Here is a 23801-nt window from a genome sequence, read left to right on the forward strand (position 1 = left end):
TTGTTTGACCTTGAGGGAGTTCAGAACTTTTAGGAGATTCAATAAGATGTAATTCTTAGTTTTATTAAAAATATTTACAACATTAGCGGTATTTTAATGTCATTTATTTTGGGATTAAATCTATTGCTTTGCCATAAGATTCATTTCTCTTTTTAGCATAATACCTGTGATTAAAGTTGATATAGCATCTGACATAGGAAATGTTATCCATACTCCTAAAAGTGAAGGATTAATTATTCTAGGTAGAATAATTAGTAATGGAGCGAATAATATTACCTGTCTTAAAGCAGATAATACAAGTGCTGGAATAGCTTTACCTATGGACTGATAAACAGATCCTCCAACTGATTGAATTCCTATTACTGGCATGAATAAAAGTATTATTCTAAGAACTGTAGCTGATTCATCTACTAGTTTTGAATCAGTTAAGAATAGTCCCATAAGCTGCTTTGGAAATAACATACCAAACAATACAGATGTAGTTGCAAATACTGTAGTTCCTATTAAAGCATATTTAATAGATTTGTTAACTCTATCCATTTGACGAGCTCCATAATTGTAGCCAACAAGAGGTTGAAGCCCTTGAACTATACCGAATAAAGGCATCATTAAAAACATCAATATTTTAAAAGCTGCACCGTAAATTGCAAATGCATCATTTCCACCGTATATTTTAAGCGAGTGATTTAAAAGTATAGCTACAAAGCTACTAGCTATTTGTCTTGCAAAAGACGAAAATCCAATTGAAAATATTTGATTTAATATATTTTTATCAGGCTTATAATGGTGAGCCTTAGGTTTCATATTTGTTTTATCGCCTTTTAAGTAGAATATTACAAAAAGGAATGAACAAAATTGAGATAAAGATGTAGCAATAGCAGCACCTTTAATTCCCATACCAAATCCGAATATAAATATAGGGTCTAGTATAGTATTAAGTACAGCACCTACAAGCATTGTAAACATTGCAGTCTTAGCATTTCCTTCAGCTCTTATAAGTGAGTTAGTAGACATAGCGAATTGATTGAATAAACTTCCTATTAATATAACGCTTACGTAATCTTTAGCATAAGGCATTATTTCAGTTGTTGCACCGAATAACACAAGTATAGGGTCTATGAATATAAGACCAATTGAAACCATTAAAGCACCTAAAACTATATTACATAAGAATGCATTACCTACTACACTTTCAGCTTTTTCATAGTTTTTTTCACCGAGAGATCTTGAATACACAGAAGATGCTCCCATACCTACCATTTGAGCTACTGCTGTCATAACCATTTGGATTGGAAAGGCTACTGTAAGAGCTCCAAAAGCTAAAGTTCCTGCTCCTTTGCCTATAAATATACCATCTATTATATTGTATAGAGCACTTACCAAAAGACCTATTATAGCCGGTAGAGATAATTTAAATAAAGTCTTTTTAATATCACCAGTTTCTAGCATTTGATTACGTTCATTCATGTTTATCACTCCTTATTTTTCAAATGATGTGCAAGTTTTACGTCTCCAGAGTATTCACATGCATTTATAGTTAATTTTGTTATAGTCTTTATAAATTGTTCTATTTCATCTTCTGATATTCCATCAGTTATTATATCCATCCATTTTGCAAGAGATTCATATATATGAGGTTTAACTTTTATAGCCTTTTCTGTTGGATGTAATCTATAAGCTCTTTTATCATCTGGATCTACTTGTCTTACAACATAACCGTTTTCTTCTAGTTTTTTAACTCCACGTGCTATATTTGCTTTATCTATTCTAAGCTTTTTGGCTACATCATCTTGAGTTATTCCATCGTGATAAAAAAGGCATATCAAAATAGAATATTGACCTTTGCTTATTGATAATTCTTTAAATTCATCATTAAAAAATATTTGACCATATCTGTGCAGAATCGATATAGACTTGCCTATTATGTGTCTATCTTCAGCTTTCAATTTAATCTCTCCTTTACTTTGGTTGTCATCGCAACTAAATGTAATTTTAACATAGAATTGTTGCTAGTGCAACTAAATAAAAAAAATATAGTGGCTACATTAGCAACCACTATATTTGGATAGATAGTTTTATTTTGTGTTTCTAGCATGCACTCAATTGCTTATCAATTATTTAATCATCTTTGCTAGATTGTTTCAAATTAGGCAATGTATCTAGAACTGACGTATCCTTTATTTTGTGCTCATCAAACCAGAAATATTCAAGATTTGTAAGATTAGATAAAGAACTTATATCATCAATTTCATTATTTATAATACTTATGTTTACTAAAGAAAGTATATTTGATAAAGGGCTTATGTCTTTTATTTTATTATTATTAATACTTAAAATACTAAGGTTTGGTAAAGAACTAAGTGGTGTTATATCTGATATAAAATTAATGTCCATATAAAGTGTTTTTAAATTAGTTAAGTTTTTAATTGATGAAATAACACTTATATTATTTCCTGAAATATCCAGAAATGTTAAATTGCTTAAACTAGATAGAAAACTTATATCTGATAAATTATTATCGCCAATATTTAGTTCCTTTAGATTTTTTAATTTAGATATATTAGATAAATCAGTAATTTTATTTGATGATAGATCTAAATAATTTAAACTATAAAGGTTTGATAAATCTGGAACAGAATCTATATAATTAGATCCTAGATCTAAGCTTGTAACTCTAGATAAATTAGACACACTTGAAGCATCTTTTATCTTATTATTTTCAAGATTTAATGTATGTAGTTTATTTAGACTGTTTAAAGGTATTATATTTTCAATAAAATTATCTGAAGCATCAAGGTTAGTTAAGTATTCAATAGAGCTAAGAGGTGATATATCTGTTATTTGGTTTTCACCTATATATAAACAATTAAGACTTGTTAAGGTGTTAAAGCAGCTAATATCCTTTATATTGTTATTATCAAGATAAAGGTCTTTTAAATATTTTAAACCACTTAATGTATCTACATTAATAATATTGTTTTCTCCAAGATACAAAGACTCTAATTGTTTGAGGTTATGTATAGGAGTTATATCTATAATTTTATTAGAAGAAAGATCTAAATCTTGCAAGTATCTTAAATCCTTCAATGGGGAAATATCTTGAATTTGATTATCACATAAATCTAAATTTTTTAAACTTGTTAAATTCTTAATATAAGAAATATCGCTTATTTTATTAGATACTAAACTTAGAGTCTCTAAATACTTACAATTGGATAAAAATGACATATCTGATATATTACAATCTTTAATAGAAAGACCATTTAAGTATTTTAAATTACTAATTGAATATATATTTGAAATATTCATACTTTCTATATTTAAAAACTCTAAATTCGGCAAGTACTTTAATTCTTCAAGGTCTACATAAGTTGAAGAATCACTGTTATGTGGAGTGTCTATATATAGTTTAGTTACCTTCTCTAAATCACTTTTTAATAAATCTCCCTCTGCTTTGTCCAAATTAGAGCTTAATCTTATAGATTGATCAAGGATTTTGTCATTTATCTTAATAACAGTATCTTTTGTATCTTTTTTTTGGAAATTAGAATCTGGTTTTATAAGAACGCTCTTTGTTGTTGAATCCCAAAAGACCTTACAGTTAAAGCTTTCAGATACGAATCTTACAGGAACCATAGTTCGATTATTACTAATAGTAGCTGGTGAGTCTAGATTTACTTTAACATCGTTTACAAGCGCGTAATTACGTCCGATTACTAATTCAATTTCAGTATCATTTTTTCTAGCGATAACGGTTTTAGTATTACTATCCCAGTATATACTAGCACCTAAGGATTCAAAGATAGCTCTTACAGGAACCAAAACTCGCCCATTTTGAATTATAGGTTGTGAGTCCATAACTAAAGGTTCATCATCTATATATACTTTGATAGAATCCGCAAAGCATATAGAAAGAGATAAAAAGCTTAATATGAGAGTTAATAATAAAGGTTTAAAATTTAATTTCATAATACAACTCCTTTTGTGTAAATATTTTCAAATATATACTATTATACAATATATGGTGTATATATGATTATTTGATTTGTAAACCATAAGAATTTGTTAGAAAATAAAGATTTAGTATATAATAACAGTATATTTAGTTTAAAGGAGTAAAGATATGATTGATATACAAAAAGATATATTAAAAAGATATTTTGGATACGATAGATTTAGAAAAGGGCAAGAAGAGGTTATAGATAGCATAATACAAGGAAATGATACGATAGCTATAATGCCTACGGGTGCTGGTAAATCACTTTGTTATCAGGTTCCAGCTATGGCACTTTCAGGAATAACAGTAGTTATTTCTCCATTAATATCATTAATGAAGGATCAAGTTGATACACTTAATGAAATAGGCATAAAATCAACATATATAAATAGTACATTAACAAATCTTGAGATAACAGAGAGATTATTTGATGCAAAAGACGAAGAATATAAACTAGTTTATGTTGCACCAGAGAGACTTAACTCAGGTGAATTTCTGAATTTTTTAAATGAAGCAAAAGTATCTTTAATAGCAATAGATGAGGCTCACTGTGTATCTCAATGGGGACATGATTTTAGACCAAGCTACACAAGAATTAGTCAAACTATAGAAAATTTAAATAAAAGACCTATAGTTTGTGCATTTACAGCAACTGCTACGAGCGAAGTTAAAGATGATATAAAAAAATTATTAAAACTTAGAGAACCTAATGAGTACATAAGTGGATTTGATAGAGAAAATCTTACATTTTCAGTTATAAGAGGAGAAAATACTAAAAAATTTATATGTGATTTTGTTGAAAATAATAAAGAACAGACAGGCATAGTATATACATCTACAAGAAAAGAAGCAGAATCTATATATGAATTATTAATTAACAAAGGATATAAAGCAGGTATATATCACGCAGGTCTTACAGATGAGCAAAGAAGTAAGATGCAGGAGGATTTTTCATATGACAATATAAATGTTATTGTAGCAACTAATGCATTTGGTATGGGAATAGACAAGTCAAATGTAAGATATGTAATACACAATAATATGCCTAAAAATATGGAAAGCTACTATCAAGAAGCTGGGCGTGCAGGACGTGATGGAGAAAAAAGTGAATGTATACTTTTATTTAATCCAAGAGACACTCAAACTCAAAAATTCTTCATAGAAGAAACTATACACAATATAGAAAGAAAAGAATATGAGTATAAAAGACTTCAAGACATGATAGATTATTGCCATACCTCAAACTGTTTGAGAAAATCTATACTAGAGTATTTTGGTGAGGAAAATGTAGATGATAAATGTGGAAATTGTAGTGTATGTAATGACAATGAAGAAAAAGAAGATATAACGGTACTTGCTCAAAAAATAATTTCTTGTGTTTATAGAATGCAGGAAAAGTATGGAGCTATACTTATAGCAGAGGTTTTAAGAGGATCTAAGAATCAAAAAGTATTAAAGTTTGGATTAGATAAGCTAAGTACTTATTCAATAATAAAGGAATATACGGTAAAGGAAATACAAGAGATAATAAACAAGTTGATAGCTGATGATTATCTTGTATTGTCACAAGGTCAGTATCCTGTTGTCAAAATGAATAAAAAATCTATAGAGGTTTTAAAGGGCAATGAAAAGGTATTTATGAAAATAAATAAAAAGGTAAAGAAAATATCAAATACTGGAAATGAGCTGTTTGATATATTAAGGGATCTTAGAAAAGAAATATCTACAAAAGAGAATATACCTCCGTATATAGTATTTTCAGATGCATCACTTAAAGAGATGAGTACCTATATGCCTGAGGGTGAAGAGGAGTTCTTAACTATAAAAGGAGTTGGACAATCAAAGCTTGAAAAGTATGGGACTGTATTTATGGAAAAAATAGATGAATATAGAAAAAGCAAAAATATAAAGACTAAAGAAGTCAAACAAGAAAAGGAAAATAAAAAAGAAAAGATAAAAAGCCATGTAATAACTCTTAATATGTATAATGAAAATAAAAGTGTAGAGGAAATAGCAAGTGAAAGAGGTATAGAACCTGCGACTGCAAAGGAACATTTATTTAGATGTGCAATTGAAGGAATGGAAGTTGACTTAGATCAATTACTTCCAGAGGAATATGAAAAACAAATAGAAGAAGTAACAAATAGAATTGGATACAATGGTTTAAAAACTATAAAAGAAAATTTACCAGATGAAATAAGTTATTTTCATATAAAGGTGTTTTTACACAAAGCCAAAGGATAATATTGGAAATGTTTATATAAATATGGTATTATTATAATGCTTTAAATCAAAGGGGGAAATATATATGGAAAATGATAAAAGTGTTATAGATACCAATATTAAAATACAAGATGAAATAGATTCTAAGATTAGCTTAGCTACCTAGATTTCGTACAAACGAAATCTGGGTTATTTTTTTAGGGTCTGTAGGTTATTAAAAATTAAAACTTCATCCCCTATTTTTACCATAGAATAAAAGACAAAAAAATAATACCATATTCTTATAAAAGAATTACCATTCGACAAGTACTCTAAAATAAGAAAGGTGGTATTATTTATGAAAAGCTCGGAACTGAAAAACTATCAGCAAATTTATTTAACATAGATAGTTTCCCTGACCAATCTCAAATTAATATTCTTTTAAGGCGAATGAATGCTACAAATATATCTCAATTTGAAGATATTCATAGTAAACTAAAGAAACATTATTAAAAGATACTCAACTGAAAAATATAGGTATAGGAGACTTAGTGAAAAAAGTAGAAAATGTAAAAGGATTTGTAAAGCGTACTTTCAATGAAATAATTGTAGATATTCCGACCGTAACTAAACTTGCAAACCTTATTGCTAACGCAATGTGTAATCCTTCGTATGAGCAGTTGAGTTTTAATTTATGATGATTTAGGTAAGAAATAAAACAGAATATTCATTACAAATAATGGTAATCAATTAATTACCTTTGTTTCTTTTTGTCTTTTTTGAAAACAACATATATTTAAATCCATTTCATATCTAAGAAACATATTAAAAAACAAATGGCATTAAAATGTTAGCGAATGATTTAAATATTTTTGTATAAAACTTGAATTACAGCGTTTGAATATCCGTTAAGAAAGTTCGTTGTTTGACCTTGAGGGAGTTCAGAACTTTTAGGAGATTCAATAAGATGTAATTCTTAGTTTTATTAAAAATATTTACAACATTAGCGGTATTTTAATGTCATTTGTTTTGGGATTAAGAACTATAATTTTTCCAAATTAGAGATTTGATCAATTGGTATTTTATAGTGAATAAATAATTACATTTGTACGAAATTTAGGTAGCTAAGAAATTAAAAATTGTAATTATATCTGTTTTATTAGGAATTATATTTAGATATTTTTACAATGGAGATAGCATTGGAATATCTGAGCTAATATTTGTATCTTTATTTATTATATCTTGTATATATTCTGTTAAAGATAAGGTTGATTTTAAGAATAAATTCAGCAACTTTATTCTTTTATTTATATTCATAATGTGCTTGAACTTTTGTATTTACAATAATAGTTTAATAAAATTATTTAATTTCTTCTTAGTTCCTATAGCTATAAGTGCTTACATTATAACTGTAAGATATGAGAATATAGATTTTATGAGATTATCAATTGTAAGATACATTATGAATAGACTTTTAAATAGTCCATTTAGTAATATGAAAAAGATATTTTCTTTTTCAAAACAAGTTATAAAGAATGATAAAACAAAGGTTAAGAATGATTATATATATGATAGTCAACTGCGTTAATATAGATAAAATGATAGTAAATAAAAATATAAAAAGGTACAATGAAACTGGTAGATTAGATAAACAATATATACGAAGTCTTTCATATGATGCTATAGATGTTATAAATCAAAATAAGTATAAATTAGATACAAAACTTGTTGAAGAATATATAAAAGAAGAAAAAGAGTACTTACAAGAATCATATGATCATTGGTATGAGTACAATTATTATAGATGTAAGTTTTTAAATACAAACTTATAAACCTAAACTACGCATAGATGAAATTTTTGAATATGCTATAAATTTACATTTTAATTAAAATATGTTAATATTAAATTCTATAATGGCTTAAGATAAAAACACGATCCGGTTGGTAGTCCGGATGCAGATATTCTGTCAGTAACCTGCCCTCCTGGGGTTGTCCATTCTTAATAATAGCCACTAAACAGGAGGAATGGAACATGAGTAGTATTTTATCAGGTAAATTAACAGTTTATTTTGAAACCCAATTTTGGGTTGGGGTATTTGAACGAGTTGAATTAAAGAAAAAAATAGATTTCGAAAAAAAACAAGCAAAGAAAAAGCAAAAGAAAAAAGGACATTAACAAAAATACACAGGGAAAAACTCCCTGTGTATTTTTCTTTTATACAGAAAAGATATTGACTTAATGGTAATAAGAGTTTATAGTGAATCTCAATTTATAATAAATGAATTGAAGTTAACAAAATACAACTACTATCCAAACAAGAAAAAACTTTATGCCGAGATAATTACAAAGAGTTGGGAAGCTACTTTAAAAAAGGAAGACGATATAATGGATATAGATAGTAAAGAAAAAATAAAAGAAATGATAACTACATTGTACGAAGAAACTGTAAAAAGACAAGGTATAGGAAAGGAACTTATAAAGGATATAAATAACAATCAAGGAATAAAGCTAGATGATAATATGCAAAAAAAACTAGCTCAGACTATATTGATTCTTACAATAACTTTTATAAATGAGAATAAGAATGAAAAAGATCAGAATATAAAGTTCATAATAGAACTTTTAGAGTGTACTTATAGTGAATAAATGAAAGGAGATATTTAAATGGAAAGCAGAGAGAAAAGAGTAAAAATGATGTGAGAAGCTAATGTTAAAAAGGTTTTGACTAAACTTACAATTCCTGGAATAATAGCGATGCTTATAAATGCAATTTACAATATAGTAGATACAATGTTCGTTGGAAAGTTAAATAATGCCAGTTCGGTAGCTGCAGTAGCGTCTATGGGAGTAAGTCTTAGGGTGTTTTCGTTAGGAGTTTACGCATCTCTTTTTCAATCACTTGGAAAAGGTAAAGAAGCTTTCTTATTATCAGCTTCAAGACAGGGGATATTCTTAATACCTGCTATATTGATATTGCCTAAGTTTATGGGACTTGATGGGGTAATATTCAGTCAAGTTGTAGCGGACTTCTTCACTATAATAGTGACGTATATACTTTCTAGAAGACTAATTCATAGATTAAAAAATGAAGATAAAAAATTCAAAGGCAATCTAAAAAATATACAAATATAAAGGGAAACTTAATTCAGATGGAGTTTATTGAAATGTTTTTATTTCAATAAATTCCATTTTTTTTCGTATAAGAATCGAAATCATAATAAAGTTCAGAGTGTTAGTTATATCAAATTGTTATAATATCAATATATTGGGTATTAGAATAATATTATTACACAAGCTCAATTTAGGGAGATTAAGTTGGAGGTTAACAATGAACGAATATGACGTAGTAATAATAGGTTCTGGTGCAGGAGGATTAACTGCAGCTTATACAGCTAAAGGTTTTGGAAAAAAAGTAGCATTAATTGAAAAAAATAATTCAGGAGGAGAATGTACTTGGTCAGGATGTGTTCCAAGTAAAGCCTTAATAAATATTGCAAAAGATGTTCATATAGCTAAGAAGTACGCTAATATAAAAGTAGATACTGGTGAAGTTTTACAAAAAGTACGTCAAGTAATACAAAATGTATATGAAGGAGAAACTCCAGATATATTACAGAAAGACGGTATAGATTTTATCAAAGGATTTGCAAAGTTCGTGGATAAAAATATATTAGATGTAAATGGAAATGTAATAAAAGGGAAAAAAATCATTATTTCTACTGGTTCATCTCCATTTATACCACCTATTAAAGGACTTGATAAAGTCGATTTTTTTACAAATGAAAATATATTTACACAAAAAAAGTTACCAGATAACATTATAGTGTTAGGTGGAGGAGCAATTGGGGTAGAATTATCACAAGCTCTAAATAGGTTAGGAATAAAGGTTTCATTAGTTGAGATGATGGACTCGATATTATTTAGAGAAGAAGATGAATTAGTAAAATTATTAGAAGAAAAGCTCACAAATGAAGGCGTAAATCTTTATACATCAACTAAGGCAGTTGATGTTAATGAGGAAAATAACAAAATTATACTTAAAGTTGAGAGAAACAATGAGATGGATATATTAGAAGGAGATGCAATATTATTAGCTCTTGGTAGAACTCCTAATATTAGTGATTTAAATTTAGAAGAAATAAAAGTTAAGTTTAACAGAAAAGGAATAGAAGTTAATGAATATTTAGAGACGAGTGTTAAAGATATTTATGCTGTAGGAGATGTTGTAGGTCCTTACCAATTTTCTCATATGGCAAATGTTCAAGGGATAACTGCTGTTCAAAATGCAGTTTTACCAATAAATAAAAAAATAGATTATTCACATGTTGCATGGTGCACATTTTCAGAACCAGAACTTGCTAGATCAGGACTTACAGAAAAAGAAGCAAGAGAGAAGTATAAAGATAATATAAGAGTTTATACAGAAACCTATAAAAATCTTGATAGAGCTAAAACTAAAGAGGATAGTTTAGGTGTTGTAAAAATTATTTGTGATAAAAAAGGAAACGTTTTAGGTGCTAGTGTTTTAGGAGATCGTGCAGGTGAAATAATTTCAGAAGTTCAAATAGTTAAAACCTTAGGAATAAACTTTGCTAAATTATCTAAAGTAATTCATCCTTATCCAACTTATAGTGAGATACTAGTTAAAATATCAAAGAAGGTTTATGTTGATAATATCTTAAATAATCCTTTTATAAAATTGATTAATGGTTTTAGAAAGTAAGCTTCACTTTATTTTGAAATAGGAGTGATAAAAATGAAAATGTTTTTAACAATTTTAACTTTGATTATAGTTTTGATGGTTATTAAAAATAATACGACACCTAAAAATCTGGGTGTAAAAGATGGTAAACTAGCTAAAATTCCAAGTTCACCAAATGCAGTGTCTTCTCAAACGGATATTGAAGATAAAAAAGTTGAACCACTTAAATTTAATGGTGATTTAGAAGAAGCAAAAACTAAAATAATAAATGTAATAAATGATTATGAAGGAACAGAAATAATTAAAAACGAGAAAAATTATATCCATGCTGTATTTACAACAGGTGGAATGAAATTTAAAGATGATGTAGAGTTTTACTTTGATGAAAATAGTAAGCTTATTCATTTTAGATCGGCGTCAAGAGTTGGATATTCTGATATGGGGTTGAATAAAAAAAGATTCAATGAAATAAAAAATTCGCTTATTTATAATCATTTAAAAGATACTATACAAATAGAATAATTTAGTATTGTAAAAATAACTTAATACTATAGTACTGATTTTAGAGTGAATTTCAAATTTACTCTTTTTTTGTATATTAATACTTAATACTTTTATAAAGTGAAACTTAATGCAGAAGCTGTTAAGTTCTTATCTCTAGCCTTAAGAGGATGGAGTATTAGAACTTTTAGCTTTTGGATAATGGTTTTTATTATAATTATACATTAAAGTGCATAATTATAATGTATACAATATAGCAAATGGATGTATTATTTAAGATTATAAAGGAAATTTGATTTTTCGTCGAAATAAGGGGATTGTTGAATCTTTTTGGTATTTGACTGGAAAATGTATATTTCTTAGAATGGGGATATGTATTTAAAAAAGAAAGTTATTACTCGACATAAAAGGGAGATGTAAAGTTTGATGGAAGAGAAGATATTAACGGTCTGCCCATATTGTGGTGGAGGATGCCAATTATACTTGGTAGTCAAAGATGGAAAAATAGTAAGAGCCGAAGCTGCTGATGGAAGAACCAATGAAAAAAATCTATGTCTGAAGGGATATTATGGATGGGATTTTTTAAATGATCCAAAGATCTTAACATCAAGAATTAAACACCCTATGATAAGAAAAGATGGAGAATTAGAAGAAGTTTCATGGAAAGAAGCTATAGAATTCGTAGCTACTAGACTTAATGATATAAAAAGTAAATACGGACCTGATTCGATAATGGGAACAGGATCTGCAAGAGGACCTGGAAATGAAGCAAACTATATAATGCAAAAATTTATGAGGGCTGTAATTGGAACTAATAATATAGATCATTGTGCTAGAGTGTGACATGCTCCATCAGTAGCCGGTCTGGCTTACTCATTAGGAAATGGTGCAATGTCAAATGGTATACCTGAAATAGAAAATACAGACTTATTATTTGTATTTGGATATAATGCAGCAGATTCACACCCTATTGTTGCAAGAAGAATAGTAAAAGCAAAAGAAAAGGGAGCAAAAATTATAGTTACAGATCCTAGACTTACAGAAACGGGAAGAATATCTGATTTATGGTTACCTATAAAGGGTGGAACAAATATGGCACTAGTTAATGCGTTTGCGAATGTATTAATTAATGAAAACCTTTATGATAAAGAATATGTAAAAAATTATGTAGACGGATTTGAAGAATATAAACAAATGGTATCTAAGTATACACCTGAATATGCTGAGAGTATAACAGGTGTTAAAGCTGATGATATAAGAAAATCTATGAGAGAATATGCAAAAGCTAAAAATGCTATGATACTTTATGGTATGGGAGTATGTCAATTCTCTCAAGCAGTTGATGTTGTTAAGGGTCTTGCATCATTAGCTCTTTTAACTGGTAACTTTGGAAGAGAATCAGTTGGAATAGGTCCAGTTCGTGGTCAGAATAATGTACAAGGAACTTGTGATATGGGAGTATTACCCAATATATATCCAGGATATCAAAGTGTTACAGATGATAAGATTAGAGCTAAATTTGAAAAGGCGTGGGGAGTTAATCTTCCAAGTGAGCCAGGTTACAAGTTGACGGAGGTTCCACATTTAACATTACATGAGAAAAAGATAAAAGCTTATTATATATTTGGAGAAGACCCAGTTCAAAGTGATCCAAATGCAGCGGAGGTAAGAGAAGCTTTAGATAATATAGATCTTGTTATAGTACAAGATATATTTATGAACAAAACAGCTCTTCATGCAGATGTTGTACTTCCTGCTACTTCATGGGGTGAGCATGAAGGGGTTTATTCATCAGCTGATAGAGGATTCCAGATAATGAGAAAAGCAGTAGAGCCTAAAGGCGATGTTAAGCCTGACTGGAAGATTATATGTGAAATAGGTACTGCTATGGGATATCCTATGGAATACAATAATACTAAGGAAATCTGGGATGAAATGAGAAGTTTATGTCCTGATTTTGCAGGAGCAAGTTATGAACGTATAGAAGAATTAGGAAGTATACAGTGGCCGTGTCTAAATGAGGAGGATGAGGGAACTCCATATTTATATGAAGGAAATAAGTTTTCAACTCCTAATGGAAAAGGAAAATTATTTGCATGTGAGTGGAGACCACCAATGGAACTTCCAGATAAAGAGTACCCATTGAGCCTTTCAACTGTAAGAGAGGTAGGTCATTATTCAGTTAGAACTATGACTGGAAACTGTAGAGCATTAAAAGCGCTTGCAGATGAACCAGGATATATACAAATGAGTGTTGAGGATGCTAATCATCTTTCAATAGAGCATGAAGAATTTGTAAGAGTTACATCGAGAAGGGGAAGCGTAATAACGAAAGCTTTTGTTACTGATAGAGTAAAAGAAGGATCTACTTTTATGACTTACCAATGGTGGGTAGCATCTTGTAATGAGTTAACTAGTGATCATGTTGATCCTATCACAAAAACACCTGAGTATAAGTATTGTGCTATAAGAGTTGATAAAATAGATGATCAAGCTTCGGCAAAGCAGTATGTGGCAGATGAATATGAAGATATAAAAAGAAAAATGAATGCAAATAAGTAAAATAATACCATAAAAATAGGGGGTATTTATGGATAAAACTATAAAATATAGTGCTATAAAAATTGAAGAAAATAAAGCGGTTCTTTGTGAAGAAGAATTAGTCTGTGAATATCCACTTAATATTTATGTTAATCAAAAAAAGATGGCTACACTTTTGTGTACTCCAGATAAACTTAAAGAATTAGCAATCGGATTTTTAAGAACGGAAGAGATAATATATAAAAAAGAAGATATCCAATCGATTGAATTAGATGAACTCAAAGGCTTTATAAAAATACAACTTAAAGATGATATAACTATTAAAAATTTCCAGTCAAAAAAGTTAAATATGCAAAATAATCACAATAACTGTATTGATGATTTTTTAGATTCAATAGACTGTGCGATTGTAACTAGTGATATTAAGTTGAGACAAGATAAAGTCCATGAATTTATGAAAAAGAATTTAACGTATTCAGACATATTCAAAAGAACGGGTGGAGTTCATAGTGTAGCACTTTGTGATACACAAAATATAATTATTATAAATGAGGATGTTGCACGTCACAATGCTGTGGATAAGGTTATAGGACAATCTTTTTTAGATGATATAAATTTGAAAGATAAAATAATCGTATTGAGCGGAAGGGTATCTTTTGAGATGATTTTAAAATCTGCTAAAATGCAAATACCAATTATAATATCAAAGTCAGCTCCTACTAATTTATCAGTGGAACTTGCTAAAAAATTGGGAATTACATTAGTTGGTTTCGTAAGAAAAGAAAAAATGAACATATACACAAATAAATATAGAATACAACAATTGGAAAAAGGTGATATATATGAATAATAATCTAAACTCATTCGTAGTAGCTGACTCAAGTAAGTGTATAGGTTGTAAAGAATGTGAAGTTGCATGCTTTGCAGTTCATAATAAAAATAATAATGTCGGATATACTGTTGGAACTGTACAAACACCAGTGATTCCTAGATTATACCTTGTGAAAACACCTTCAGTTACTATGCCTATACAATGTAGACAATGTGAGGATGCACCTTGTGCTAAAAGCTGTTCGGTTAAAGCTATAAGTCAAATAGATAATACTATAGTAGTTGATGAAAAAAAATGTATAGGATGCAAAAATTGCATTATGGCATGTCCGTTTGGAGCAATAGATTTGCTACCTAAATACGATAATGGAAAAGAGGTAGTTCAATTTAATTTAAAAGAAGAATCACATGATGAATTAGAAGAAATTGTGAAAAGTACTGCTTATAAATGTGATTTATGTATAGATAATGGTGAACAAGCATGCATAAAAGCTTGTCCTAACAACGCTTTAAGGTTAGTAAAACCTCTAGATGAAAAAAAATCTAAAAATAAAATGGCTGCACAAGCCCTTATAAATACTATAAAACAACTATAATAAGTGAGGTTAAGTAATATGTCTATAATCAATATCGATAAAGAATTGTGCACAGGGTGTAGACGATGTGCTAGTGTATGTCCTGTTGGGGCTATAAAAGGAGAGCAGGGAGAGGTTCAAACTATAGATGAGCATAAGTGTGTTATTTGTGGTCAATGCGTTCAAATTTGCAGTTCTTATGCATCTGAATTTGATACAGAAATAACTTCTATTGATCTCAAGTTAAAAGAAAGAGGTATGCTAGAAGGTACTAAGGAACCTTTATTTGCAGCTTATAACATGGGAAAGATAGATTTATTAAAAAAATATTTATCTGATGACAATAAATATAAGATTGTTCAGTGTGCACCAGCAGTTAGGGTTGCATTAGCTGAAGAGTTTGGTATGGAACTTGGTAAGTTGACTCCTGGAAAAATGGCGGCAGCTCTTAAAAATCTAAATTTTGATAGAGTATATGATACTAACTTTGCAGCAGATTTAACTATAATGGAAGAGGGAAGTGAACTTATAAAGAGAGTTACAGAAGGGAAAAACTTACCTATGTTTACTTCTTGTTGTCCTGCTTGGGTTAAGTTTGCTGAGACTGAGCATCCAGAAATTTTAAATCATCTATCAAGCTGTAAATCTCCACAGCAAATGGCAGGAACTATATTTAAGACTTATGGAGCTAAAATAGACAATGTAGATCCAAGCACTATATTAAGTGTTGCAGTTATGCCTTGTACTTGCAAGCAGTTTGAATGCGATAGAGAAGAGATGAACGGTAGTAACTATAAAGATGTAGACTTAGTTATAACAACTAGGGAACTTGCTTATTTGATAAAGGATATGGGAGTAGATTTTATAAATATAAAAGATGAAGAATTTGATAAGCCTTTGGGAGAATATACTGGAGCTGGAACTATATTTGGATCAACTGGTGGAGTTATGGAAGCTGCACTTAGAACTGGGTATGAACTTATAACTAAAAAAAGTATACCAAATATAGATTTGAAATTCATAAGAGGTGGACAAGGTTTAAGAAAAGCTACTGTTGAGGTCGGAGATTTAAATTTAACTGTAGCTGTAGTTTCTGGTCTTAAAAATGTAATGCCTATAATTGAAAGTATAAAAAATGGAAAATGTGAGTTTCATTTTATAGAAGTTATGACATGTCCCGAAGGATGTGTAAGTGGTGGAGGTCAACCTAAATTATTGATAGAAGAATATAGAGATATAGCATATAAAAAGAGAAAAGAATCTATATACAATCACGATTCAAACTTAAAAATAAGAAAATCTCATGAAAGTCCAGCTATAAAAAAATTATACGATGAGTTTTTAAAAGAGCCTCTTGGTCATAAATCTCATCATTTATTGCATACGAATTATGTGTCAAGAAAGGAACTTTAAATATGAATACTTTTGTAATAGCAGATCCAGATAAATGTATAGGATGTAGAACTTGTGAAATAGCTTGTGTTGTAGCGCATTCTGAGCAAAATATATTTACTCAAGAAAGTAATGATATAGAGTTTAATCCTAAATTAAGCGTTGTAAAAACTTTAGAAGTAAGTGCACCTATACAATGTAGACAATGTGAAGATGCTCCGTGTGCAAATGTGTGTCCAAATGGTTCGATTGTAAATAAAGATGGAGTAATATACATAAATAAAGAAACCTGCATAGGATGTAAAACATGTGTTATAGCCTGTCCTTTTGGAGCTATTGAATTAGTAAGTGAGTACAAAGGTGGAAAAGTTGTAAATCAAGAAAATCTGAAGTGCATAGACAATAATAAGTGTTATTTTAAGGAACGTATGATAGCTAATAAATGCGACCTTTGTATAGATTCACCAGATGGACCAGCGTGTGTTAAAGCGTGTCCAACAGATGCTTTTAAGATAGTAAAAGGAACGGATTTAGATGAATCTATAAAGAATAAGAGAAAGCAAAGTGCAGCATTTCTTTAAAATTATAATTTAGTAAGTGGGTATAAAAAACTATCTATAAAAATACCGGTAATACTTCGATACTTTGAATATATCTAAAAGCATTCCCTAACATTTTTATAGATAGTTTTAGTAGTAAGTATTTTAATTCTCTTTATTTTGGATTAAACACATAAATCTATTTGTTTTAATTAAATTTAGCTTATACAGATAACTTTTGTGTTTGGCTGTTTTTTCTTACGTATATAAACCAATATGCAGCTCCTACAAATAAAGCTCCTCCGACTATATTTCCTAAAGTTACTGGAACTAAGTTGCTGAATATAAAGCTTTTCCAGTTAAGTGAATTCAAGACTTCCTCTGATAGATGAGAGGCATGTACATAGTGAGGATTTGATTTTGCTAGTATTCCAGCTGATATATAGTACATATTAGCTATACTATGTTCAAATCCTGAAGTTATGAACAACCATATAGGGAAAAATACTCCTAATATTTTACCGGTTATATCTTTAGCAGAATATGCTAACCATACTGCAATGCATACAAGCCAGTTACACATAATACCTAAGAAAAATGCATTTGTAAAAGATAAAGATACTTTATAAGATGCTATTTTTATAGTAGCACCAGCTAACATATTACCTCCCATATGAAGTTGTCCAGACTTAACTATCATGTATGCAACTAAGAGTGATCCTACAAAATTCCCTAAATAAACTAAAGACCAATTTATAAGCATATCTTTTAATTTAACTTTCTTTTCAAGAACTGCCATTATTATAAGGGTATTACCTGTAAAAAGATCCGCTCCTGCTATAAGAACCATCATAAGACCAGTTCCGAATAAAGCACCTGCAATAGCTTTTCCAAGCCCATAAGTTTCAGGTTTTGCCCAAAGTCCGTAAGCTGAAACGTTAGACCCCTCAGCGGCAAATGCTATGAAAGCGCCTGCTAATATACCTAGTATAAATTGTGTGATATAAGGGCGAGTAACTTTTTTGATGCCTGTTTTAACTGTATAGGATGCAATCTCATCAGGTGTTAAGTAATTTTTATTATTCATAATAAAGAATATCTCCTTTCGATGATGTTAAAATATTAATAATCACATATGATTATACATAAATTATATCGCTGTGTATACAAAAAACTACGCATTATTAATAAAAATCAAATTTTAAAAATAATTAGATTGTATATTTTACATAAAACTGACGAAAAATGAAAAAATACACATTAAAAAATCGGAATAAATTGATATTTTATAGACAAGGAAATATTGTAAAAATTTAGGAAGTGGGATAAAATATAAATTAAAGGGGTATAAAATATAAAGGGGGAGAGAGTATGGAAAAAAGATATTTATTACCACCACAAGTAGCTAATGCTACTATAAAATCAGGTGTAGCTAAAGCAAATCTACCAATAAGCAGAATTATATTTCTAGCAATTTTTGCAGGAATGTTTATAGGATTTGGTGCTTATGGAGATATTGTTATAATGCAGACTTTAAAAAACATAGATGTTGGGGTTATGAAGTTTTTTGGGGCTTCTGTATTTCCTATAGGACTTATGCTTGTTGTAATGGCAGGGGGCGAACTTTTTACAGGGAATAACCTGATGACACTTGCTTTAATGGATAAGAAAATAACATTAAATGGACTTTTAAAAAATTGGATATTTGTATATATAGGAAATTTTATAGGATCATTTTTATTAGCTTTAGTTATTTATAAAACCGGACTTTTAAAAGATGCAGCTGCAGATTTATCTCTAGGTATAGCAAAAGGAAAAGTAGGACTAACATTTGAGGTTGCTTTTTATAGAGGAATACTTTGTAATATATTAGTTGTACTTGCAGTATGGATGGCAACAGCAGCTCAAGATATAGTTTCAAAAATATTTGCATGTTGGTTTCCTGTAATGCTATTTGTATTATCAGGATATGAGCATAGTGTTGCAAATATGTTTTTTTTACCAATGGGTAAATTATTAGGTTTATCAATAACTTGGGGAGAAATTTGGTTTAATAATATAATTCCTGTAACCATTGGAAATATAGTAGGTGGAGGTATAATAGTTCCTTTAGTATATTATATATGCTATGTAAAACCTTTTAAAGAAAAGGAAAACGTTAACAAGGACAAAGTTTTAACTAAATAGCTTGAATTTAGAAATCCCACATTATTTTTATTGATTACTTAAACATAATGTGGGATTTTTTGTTTTTCATAAAAATTCAAATTTAAATTATTCGTGAAATTATTTTGAAACAGCACCTTACACTTTATGAAATCAAAGGAAAAATAAAAATAATGTGAATTAAAAAAAACATTGAAAAATATAGAAAAATTTCCGATATATACTAAATGAGCCAGTGAAAATATAATGCAATTGATATTCACATACTAAAATTATACATAATATGAATTTTTATGTATTCAAAATATGGTTGTATTTGATATTATATTTATTATGGTTGGTAATAATAAATGAATTTATATAATTTATAGAAAAAAATGCACTACTAAGGAGGAAAATATGAAAAAGAATAAAAGACAAAGGATTAACATTATACCAAAAAGTTTTAAAAATAAGATGATAATGATATTACTATTAGTAATAATTGTACCTATGTGTATATTGGGGTATATGAGTTATTATAAATCTTATGATGTTTTAGATGAAAATCTTATAAGTTCAAGTCAAGAAACCATAGCATTAGCAGAAAAAATAATAGATGGATATTTTAGTACCATAGAAATACAACTTGATATGCTTACTGATAGTACGGATGTTAGAAGAATAAATGAACTTCAAAAAGAAGGTATAGATAAGGATTTAGAACAAAAGAAAATCGATGAATATTTAAGAGTTAACAAAGAAAAGAATATAAATATAGAGCATAGTTATATAGCTGATAATAATAAGAACTTATATATTTATCCATATGTAGAATTACCTGATGGTTTTGATCCAACTACTAGGCCTTGGTATACAAAGGCTGTTGAAAATAATGGAAGTGTAGCTTGGACAGATCCATACATAGATACTGATACTGGACAGATTACTATAACTGCATCAAAAGCTATAATTGATAATGGTCAAGTTTCAGGGATTGTTGCTCTTGATGTCTCATTAAACGAGCTGTCTAATGAAATAAATAAGATAAAAATTGGCAAAGAAGGTTATATTTCTTTAACTACTATTGAGGGTATGACTATTTCACATAAAGATGAAAGTCAAGTAGGAAAAAACAATGCAACTAAACTAGACGTTTGGAATGAGATTAAAAGCAAAGATTCTGGTTTTGTAGAATATACATATAGTGGAGTAGATAAGTTTGCATCTTTTGTAACAGAAGAAAGATTAAACGTTAAAATAATTGGATCTATGAATGAATCTGAATTAGAAAATGATACTAATGCAATAAAGCACTTTATACTGTATTGTATAATAGGTGCTATAATTATAGGAATAATAGTATCTTTATTAATCGCAAGAAGTGTTACAAGACCTATAAATTCTTTAAAAGAAGTATTTTTAAAGGCTTCAAATGGAGATTTAACTGTAAAATCAAATATAAAAACTAAAGATGAATTTGAAGATTTAGGAGAAAGCTTTAATTCTATGATAGAAAATATAAGGGATTTGGTTAAGAATGTAAAAGATTCTTCTGAAACTATATTGAAATCATCAGGATCGCTTGCAGAAACTACTGAACAAACTAGTGTTGCAACAAATGAAATTGGGCAAGCAATAGAGCAAATTGCAATGGTATCTAGTGATCAGGCTAGAGATACTCAAGAAGGTTTAAATAAGGTAGAAGAACTTGCTAAAAGTATAGCAGAGGTTGTTGAATTGGAAACTAATATAAGTGATATAACTTTAAAAACTAATGAGCTTAGTAGTAAAGGTACAGATATAGTTAAGGTATTAGATGAAAAATCAGAAATGACAAAACAATCATCTGAAATTGTAAGTGAAATAGTTTTTGAGGTTGATAAAAAATCTCAAGATATAGGGATTATAACTCAGGCTATAACTAATATATCAGAGCAAACTAATTTATTAGCATTGAATGCTGCTATAGAGGCTGCACGTGCAGGTGAAAATGGAAGAGGATTCGCAGTTGTTGCAGAAGAAGTAAGAAAACTTGCTGAACAGTCAAATGAAGCATCAAAAGAAATAGAGGAACTTATAAAGGGTATACAAGAAAAGTCAAAACAAGCAGTTGAAAGAATGGAAGATGGAAAAGATATAATAATAGATCAAAATAATGCTGTTTTAGATACTAAAAATATATTCGCTCAAATTTCAGATTCTATTGAGTCACTTATTAAAAACAATGAATATGTGGTTGATCATACTAATTCTATGGATAATAAGAAAAATGATATAGTAGGAGCTATACAAAATCTTGCAGCATCATCGCAACAAACTTCCGCATCAACAGAGGAAGTATCAGCATCAACTGAAGAACAGCTTGCATCTATAGAAAGTGTTGCAAGTCTAACGCAAGGCTTGAATGATCTTGCAAACAATCTAGCAATAGCTATAAATAACTTTAAAATTGATTAAAAAAATAATATATTTAAAATCATTTTTAAGAGATACTTTATATAATAAAGTATCTCTTTTTATACTATAGGAAATTATATGATTTTGAATCTGTGGATAACATTGATTTAAGAATTATACTTACAGTTATATAATTTACGTTATGAATTTCAAAAAAGTCTACATTGACAATCATTATAATAAAGACTTTTTTATTTTGACCTTGTATTAATTTAGTTATATACTTAAAGATGGTACAATTTTTTATTGGAGGGATATTATGAATAAGCAAAATATATATGATAGATTATGTGAAATTATTGGGGAAGAAAATATACTAGTAGATGAGCCTATGAAGAAACATACTTCATTTAAAATAGGAGGACCTGCAGATATTTTAGTTACGCCAACAGATGAAAATCAATTGAAAGATATTATAAAATATATAAAAGAAGAAAATATTCCATACTTTTTAATGGGAAATGGTTCAAATCTTTTGGTTAGAGATGGTGGAATAAGAGGTATAGTAGTTAAGATAGCTCAAAATTATAATAAATTCGAAATAAATGAAAATATTATAAAAGCTCAATCGGGAATACTATTATCAACTCTTGCAAAACATATAGCTAAAAACTGTTATAAGGGATTTGAATTTGCAAGTGGCATCCCTGGAACATTAGGTGGAGCTATTGCAATGAATGCAGGAGCTTATGGTGGAGAAATAAAAGATGTAGTAAAATCTGTAAAAGTATTGAATCAACAAGGTGAAATAGTAGAACTTTCTAATGAACAGATGAAATTTGGTTATAGAACTAGTTTAGTTAATAAAGAAAAATTAATAGTATTAGAGGTTAAATTATCTCTTGAAAAGGGTAATTATGAAGATATAAAGAATATACTTGACGATTTGACAGTTAAAAGAACTACTAAACAGCCTCTTAATGTTCCTAGTGCAGGAAGTACATTTAAAAGACCAGAAGGTTATTATGCAGGTAAGCTTATAGAGGATAGTGGTCTAAAGGGAGTTAGATTAAAAGGAGCTCAAGTATCTGATAAGCACAGTGGCTTTGTTATTAATGCAGGAGGTGCAACTGCAAAAGATATAATAGAGCTTATAGAATTTATTAAGAAGACTGTATATGATAAGTTTAAAGTTGAACTAAATGAGGAAGTTAAAATCGTCGGAGAAGATTAAAGAGGAGACGATAATATGAATATTGTAGCTGATTATCACACTCATACGGTATATAGCCATGGCAAAGGAACGATAGAAGACAATGTAAAGGTAGCTATAAATAAAGGTCTTAAGACAATCGGAATATCAGACCATGGATATAAACATATGGGGTTTGGAATAAAATATAAAGATATAAAGAAGATGAGAGAAGAAATAGATCAACTAAATGAGAAATATAAAAACATAGATATACTAATGGGCATAGAAGCCAATATACTAGATGATGAAGGTAATATTGATGTAGACGATAATATAAGACAATATTTGGACTATATTATGGCAGGATATCATTTTGGATCAACTCCAACGAAATTGATAAAGGGAAGTATAAGTCATTTTATCAATTACACAGGCTTATTTAAAAAATCAGCAATTGAGTATAATACAAGAGCTGTTATTAATGCTATGAATAAGAATGATATATTTATAATAACTCATCCTGGTGCAAAGGCAAGTGTAGACCTTTTAGAAATAGCGAAAGAGGCAAAGAAGACTAATACATTACTTGAGGTGAATTCAAAGCATGGGCATCTAACTGTGGATGAACTAAAGCTTTTAAAAAATAGTGGAATAAAATTTGTATTAGGATCTGATGCTCATGACCCGAACGATGTTGGTAATTTCACAAATGGTATAGATAGGATAAAACAAGCTGATATAGATATAAGTAACGTTATAAATATAGACGGGAGATGAAAT

General features: G+C 29.0%; 21 protein-coding genes. 17 read left to right on the forward strand and 4 right to left on the reverse strand.

The annotated features are described in order from the left end of the window. Nucleotides 1-120 precede the first annotated feature (120 nt). From WJW32_RS04530 to WJW32_RS04540, 3 genes are all read right to left on the reverse strand, one after another. Nucleotides 121-1467 carry an MATE family efflux transporter gene (locus WJW32_RS04530; RefSeq protein WP_340255629.1) on the reverse strand — a complete coding sequence of 449 codons (1347 nt, stop codon included), beginning with the start codon at nt 1465-1467 and terminating at the stop codon, nt 121-123. Nucleotides 1468-1472: 5 nt separating this feature from the next. Beyond that, nucleotides 1473-1946: a MarR family winged helix-turn-helix transcriptional regulator gene (locus WJW32_RS04535; RefSeq protein WP_340255632.1), complete on the reverse strand. Its 474-nt coding sequence runs from the start codon at nt 1944-1946 to the stop codon at nt 1473-1475. A 172-nt stretch (nt 1947-2118) separates the two neighbouring features. Further along, nucleotides 2119-3969 carry a leucine-rich repeat domain-containing protein gene (locus WJW32_RS04540; RefSeq protein ID WP_340255635.1) on the reverse strand — a complete coding sequence of 617 codons (1851 nt, stop codon included), beginning with the start codon at nt 3967-3969 and terminating at the stop codon, nt 2119-2121. A gap of 154 nt (nt 3970-4123) precedes the next feature. On the opposite strand from WJW32_RS04540, the gene recQ reads away from it, so the two are divergent. From recQ to WJW32_RS04605, 13 genes are all read left to right on the forward strand, one after another. Further along, the gene (recQ, locus tag WJW32_RS04545; RefSeq protein WP_340255638.1) at nt 4124-6241 is read left to right on the forward strand and encodes a DNA helicase RecQ; all 2118 of its coding nucleotides are present in this window, start codon (nt 4124-4126) and stop codon (nt 6239-6241) included. Nucleotides 6242-6750: 509 nt separating this feature from the next. Continuing rightward, complete coding sequence (locus WJW32_RS04550; RefSeq protein ID WP_340255641.1) at nt 6751-6897, forward strand: hypothetical protein; 147 nt, start codon at nt 6751-6753, stop codon at nt 6895-6897. Between the two features lie 870 nt (nt 6898-7767). Next, complete coding sequence (locus WJW32_RS04555; RefSeq protein ID WP_340255644.1) at nt 7768-8031, forward strand: DUF4153 domain-containing protein; 264 nt, start codon at nt 7768-7770, stop codon at nt 8029-8031. 200 nt (nt 8032-8231) lie between these two features. Then, a complete protein-coding gene (locus tag WJW32_RS04560) occupies nt 8232-8375 on the forward strand; it encodes a hypothetical protein (RefSeq protein ID WP_340255647.1) in 144 nt (47 codons plus the stop codon). 63 nt (nt 8376-8438) lie between these two features. Beyond that, complete coding sequence (locus WJW32_RS04565) at nt 8439-8846, forward strand: hypothetical protein (RefSeq protein ID WP_340255650.1); 408 nt, start codon at nt 8439-8441, stop codon at nt 8844-8846. Nucleotides 8847-8921: 75 nt separating this feature from the next. After that, nucleotides 8922-9332 (forward strand): hypothetical protein, encoded by a 411-nt coding sequence (locus WJW32_RS04570; RefSeq protein ID WP_340255653.1) that lies wholly within the window; start codon nt 8922-8924, stop codon nt 9330-9332. Between the two features lie 196 nt (nt 9333-9528). Further along, nucleotides 9529-10923 (forward strand): dihydrolipoyl dehydrogenase family protein, encoded by a 1395-nt coding sequence (locus WJW32_RS04575; RefSeq protein WP_340255656.1) that lies wholly within the window; start codon nt 9529-9531, stop codon nt 10921-10923. 33 nt (nt 10924-10956) lie between these two features. Continuing rightward, nucleotides 10957-11424, forward strand: a complete 468-nt coding sequence (locus tag WJW32_RS04580; RefSeq protein ID WP_340255659.1) for a DUF1499 domain-containing protein — start codon at nt 10957-10959, stop codon at nt 11422-11424. A gap of 405 nt (nt 11425-11829) precedes the next feature. Then, on the forward strand, nt 11830-13965 hold the full coding sequence (gene fdhF / locus WJW32_RS04585) for a formate dehydrogenase subunit alpha (protein ID WP_340255793.1): 2136 nt from the start codon (nt 11830-11832) through the stop codon (nt 13963-13965). Between the two features lie 28 nt (nt 13966-13993). Beyond that, nucleotides 13994-14794: a formate dehydrogenase accessory sulfurtransferase FdhD gene (fdhD, locus tag WJW32_RS04590; protein WP_340255662.1), complete on the forward strand. Its 801-nt coding sequence runs from the start codon at nt 13994-13996 to the stop codon at nt 14792-14794. Continuing rightward, nucleotides 14787-15371 (forward strand): 4Fe-4S dicluster domain-containing protein, encoded by a 585-nt coding sequence (locus WJW32_RS04595; protein WP_340255665.1) that lies wholly within the window; start codon nt 14787-14789, stop codon nt 15369-15371. The genes fdhD and WJW32_RS04595 overlap by 8 nt, the downstream gene beginning before the upstream one ends. A gap of 18 nt (nt 15372-15389) precedes the next feature. Further along, nucleotides 15390-16763 carry a [FeFe] hydrogenase, group A gene (locus WJW32_RS04600; protein ID WP_340255668.1) on the forward strand — a complete coding sequence of 458 codons (1374 nt, stop codon included), beginning with the start codon at nt 15390-15392 and terminating at the stop codon, nt 16761-16763. A gap of 2 nt (nt 16764-16765) precedes the next feature. Next, nucleotides 16766-17323 carry a 4Fe-4S dicluster domain-containing protein gene (locus WJW32_RS04605; protein WP_340255671.1) on the forward strand — a complete coding sequence of 186 codons (558 nt, stop codon included), beginning with the start codon at nt 16766-16768 and terminating at the stop codon, nt 17321-17323. A 181-nt stretch (nt 17324-17504) separates the two neighbouring features. On the opposite strand, the gene WJW32_RS04610 is transcribed toward WJW32_RS04605, so the two are convergent. Further along, entirely contained in the window at nt 17505-18368 is an 864-nt protein-coding gene (locus tag WJW32_RS04610) for a formate/nitrite transporter family protein (protein ID WP_340255674.1), read from the reverse strand. 284 nt (nt 18369-18652) lie between these two features. On the opposite strand from WJW32_RS04610, the gene WJW32_RS04615 reads away from it, so the two are divergent. The 4 genes from WJW32_RS04615 (at nt 18653) to WJW32_RS04630 (ending at nt 23798) form a co-directional block, all read left to right on the forward strand. Next, on the forward strand, nt 18653-19468 hold the full coding sequence (locus WJW32_RS04615) for a formate/nitrite transporter family protein (protein WP_340255677.1): 816 nt from the start codon (nt 18653-18655) through the stop codon (nt 19466-19468). A 378-nt stretch (nt 19469-19846) separates the two neighbouring features. Next, nucleotides 19847-21886, forward strand: a complete 2040-nt coding sequence (locus tag WJW32_RS04620; RefSeq protein WP_340255680.1) for a methyl-accepting chemotaxis protein — start codon at nt 19847-19849, stop codon at nt 21884-21886. Nucleotides 21887-22145: 259 nt separating this feature from the next. Then, nucleotides 22146-23060 (forward strand): UDP-N-acetylmuramate dehydrogenase, encoded by a 915-nt coding sequence (gene murB, locus WJW32_RS04625; RefSeq protein ID WP_340255683.1) that lies wholly within the window; start codon nt 22146-22148, stop codon nt 23058-23060. Nucleotides 23061-23075: 15 nt separating this feature from the next. Next, on the forward strand, nt 23076-23798 hold the full coding sequence (locus tag WJW32_RS04630) for a PHP domain-containing protein (RefSeq protein ID WP_340255686.1): 723 nt from the start codon (nt 23076-23078) through the stop codon (nt 23796-23798). Nucleotides 23799-23801: the final 3 nt, after the last annotated feature.

The organism is Tepidibacter sp. Z1-5 (genome assembly GCF_037844525.1).
In the GTDB taxonomy this organism is placed as follows: Bacteria; Bacillota; Clostridia; order Peptostreptococcales; family Peptostreptococcaceae; genus Tepidibacter_A.

Coding starts and splice junctions, on each gene's coding strand:
- WJW32_RS04615 (WP_340255677.1), top strand. CDS start 18,653: ATGGAAAAAAGATATTTATTACCACCACAAGTAGCTAATGCTACTATA.
- WJW32_RS04575 (WP_340255656.1), top strand. CDS start 9,529: ATGAACGAATATGACGTAGTAATAATAGGTTCTGGTGCAGGAGGATTA.
- murB (WP_340255683.1), top strand. CDS start 22,146: ATGAATAAGCAAAATATATATGATAGATTATGTGAAATTATTGGGGAA.
- WJW32_RS04555 (WP_340255644.1), top strand. CDS start 7,768: ATGATAGTCAACTGCGTTAATATAGATAAAATGATAGTAAATAAAAAT.
- WJW32_RS04620 (WP_340255680.1), top strand. CDS start 19,847: ATGAAAAAGAATAAAAGACAAAGGATTAACATTATACCAAAAAGTTTT.
- WJW32_RS04530 (WP_340255629.1), bottom strand. CDS start 1,467: ATGAATGAACGTAATCAAATGCTAGAAACTGGTGATATTAAAAAGACT.
- fdhD (WP_340255662.1), top strand. CDS start 13,994: ATGGATAAAACTATAAAATATAGTGCTATAAAAATTGAAGAAAATAAA.
- WJW32_RS04595 (WP_340255665.1), top strand. CDS start 14,787: ATGAATAATAATCTAAACTCATTCGTAGTAGCTGACTCAAGTAAGTGT.
- WJW32_RS04565 (WP_340255650.1), top strand. CDS start 8,439: ATGGTAATAAGAGTTTATAGTGAATCTCAATTTATAATAAATGAATTG.
- WJW32_RS04605 (WP_340255671.1), top strand. CDS start 16,766: ATGAATACTTTTGTAATAGCAGATCCAGATAAATGTATAGGATGTAGA.
- WJW32_RS04580 (WP_340255659.1), top strand. CDS start 10,957: ATGAAAATGTTTTTAACAATTTTAACTTTGATTATAGTTTTGATGGTT.
- WJW32_RS04630 (WP_340255686.1), top strand. CDS start 23,076: ATGAATATTGTAGCTGATTATCACACTCATACGGTATATAGCCATGGC.
- WJW32_RS04540 (WP_340255635.1), bottom strand. CDS start 3,969: ATGAAATTAAATTTTAAACCTTTATTATTAACTCTCATATTAAGCTTT.
- WJW32_RS04560 (WP_340255647.1), top strand. CDS start 8,232: ATGAGTAGTATTTTATCAGGTAAATTAACAGTTTATTTTGAAACCCAA.
- WJW32_RS04600 (WP_340255668.1), top strand. CDS start 15,390: ATGTCTATAATCAATATCGATAAAGAATTGTGCACAGGGTGTAGACGA.
- recQ (WP_340255638.1), top strand. CDS start 4,124: ATGATTGATATACAAAAAGATATATTAAAAAGATATTTTGGATACGAT.
- WJW32_RS04610 (WP_340255674.1), bottom strand. CDS start 18,368: ATGAATAATAAAAATTACTTAACACCTGATGAGATTGCATCCTATACA.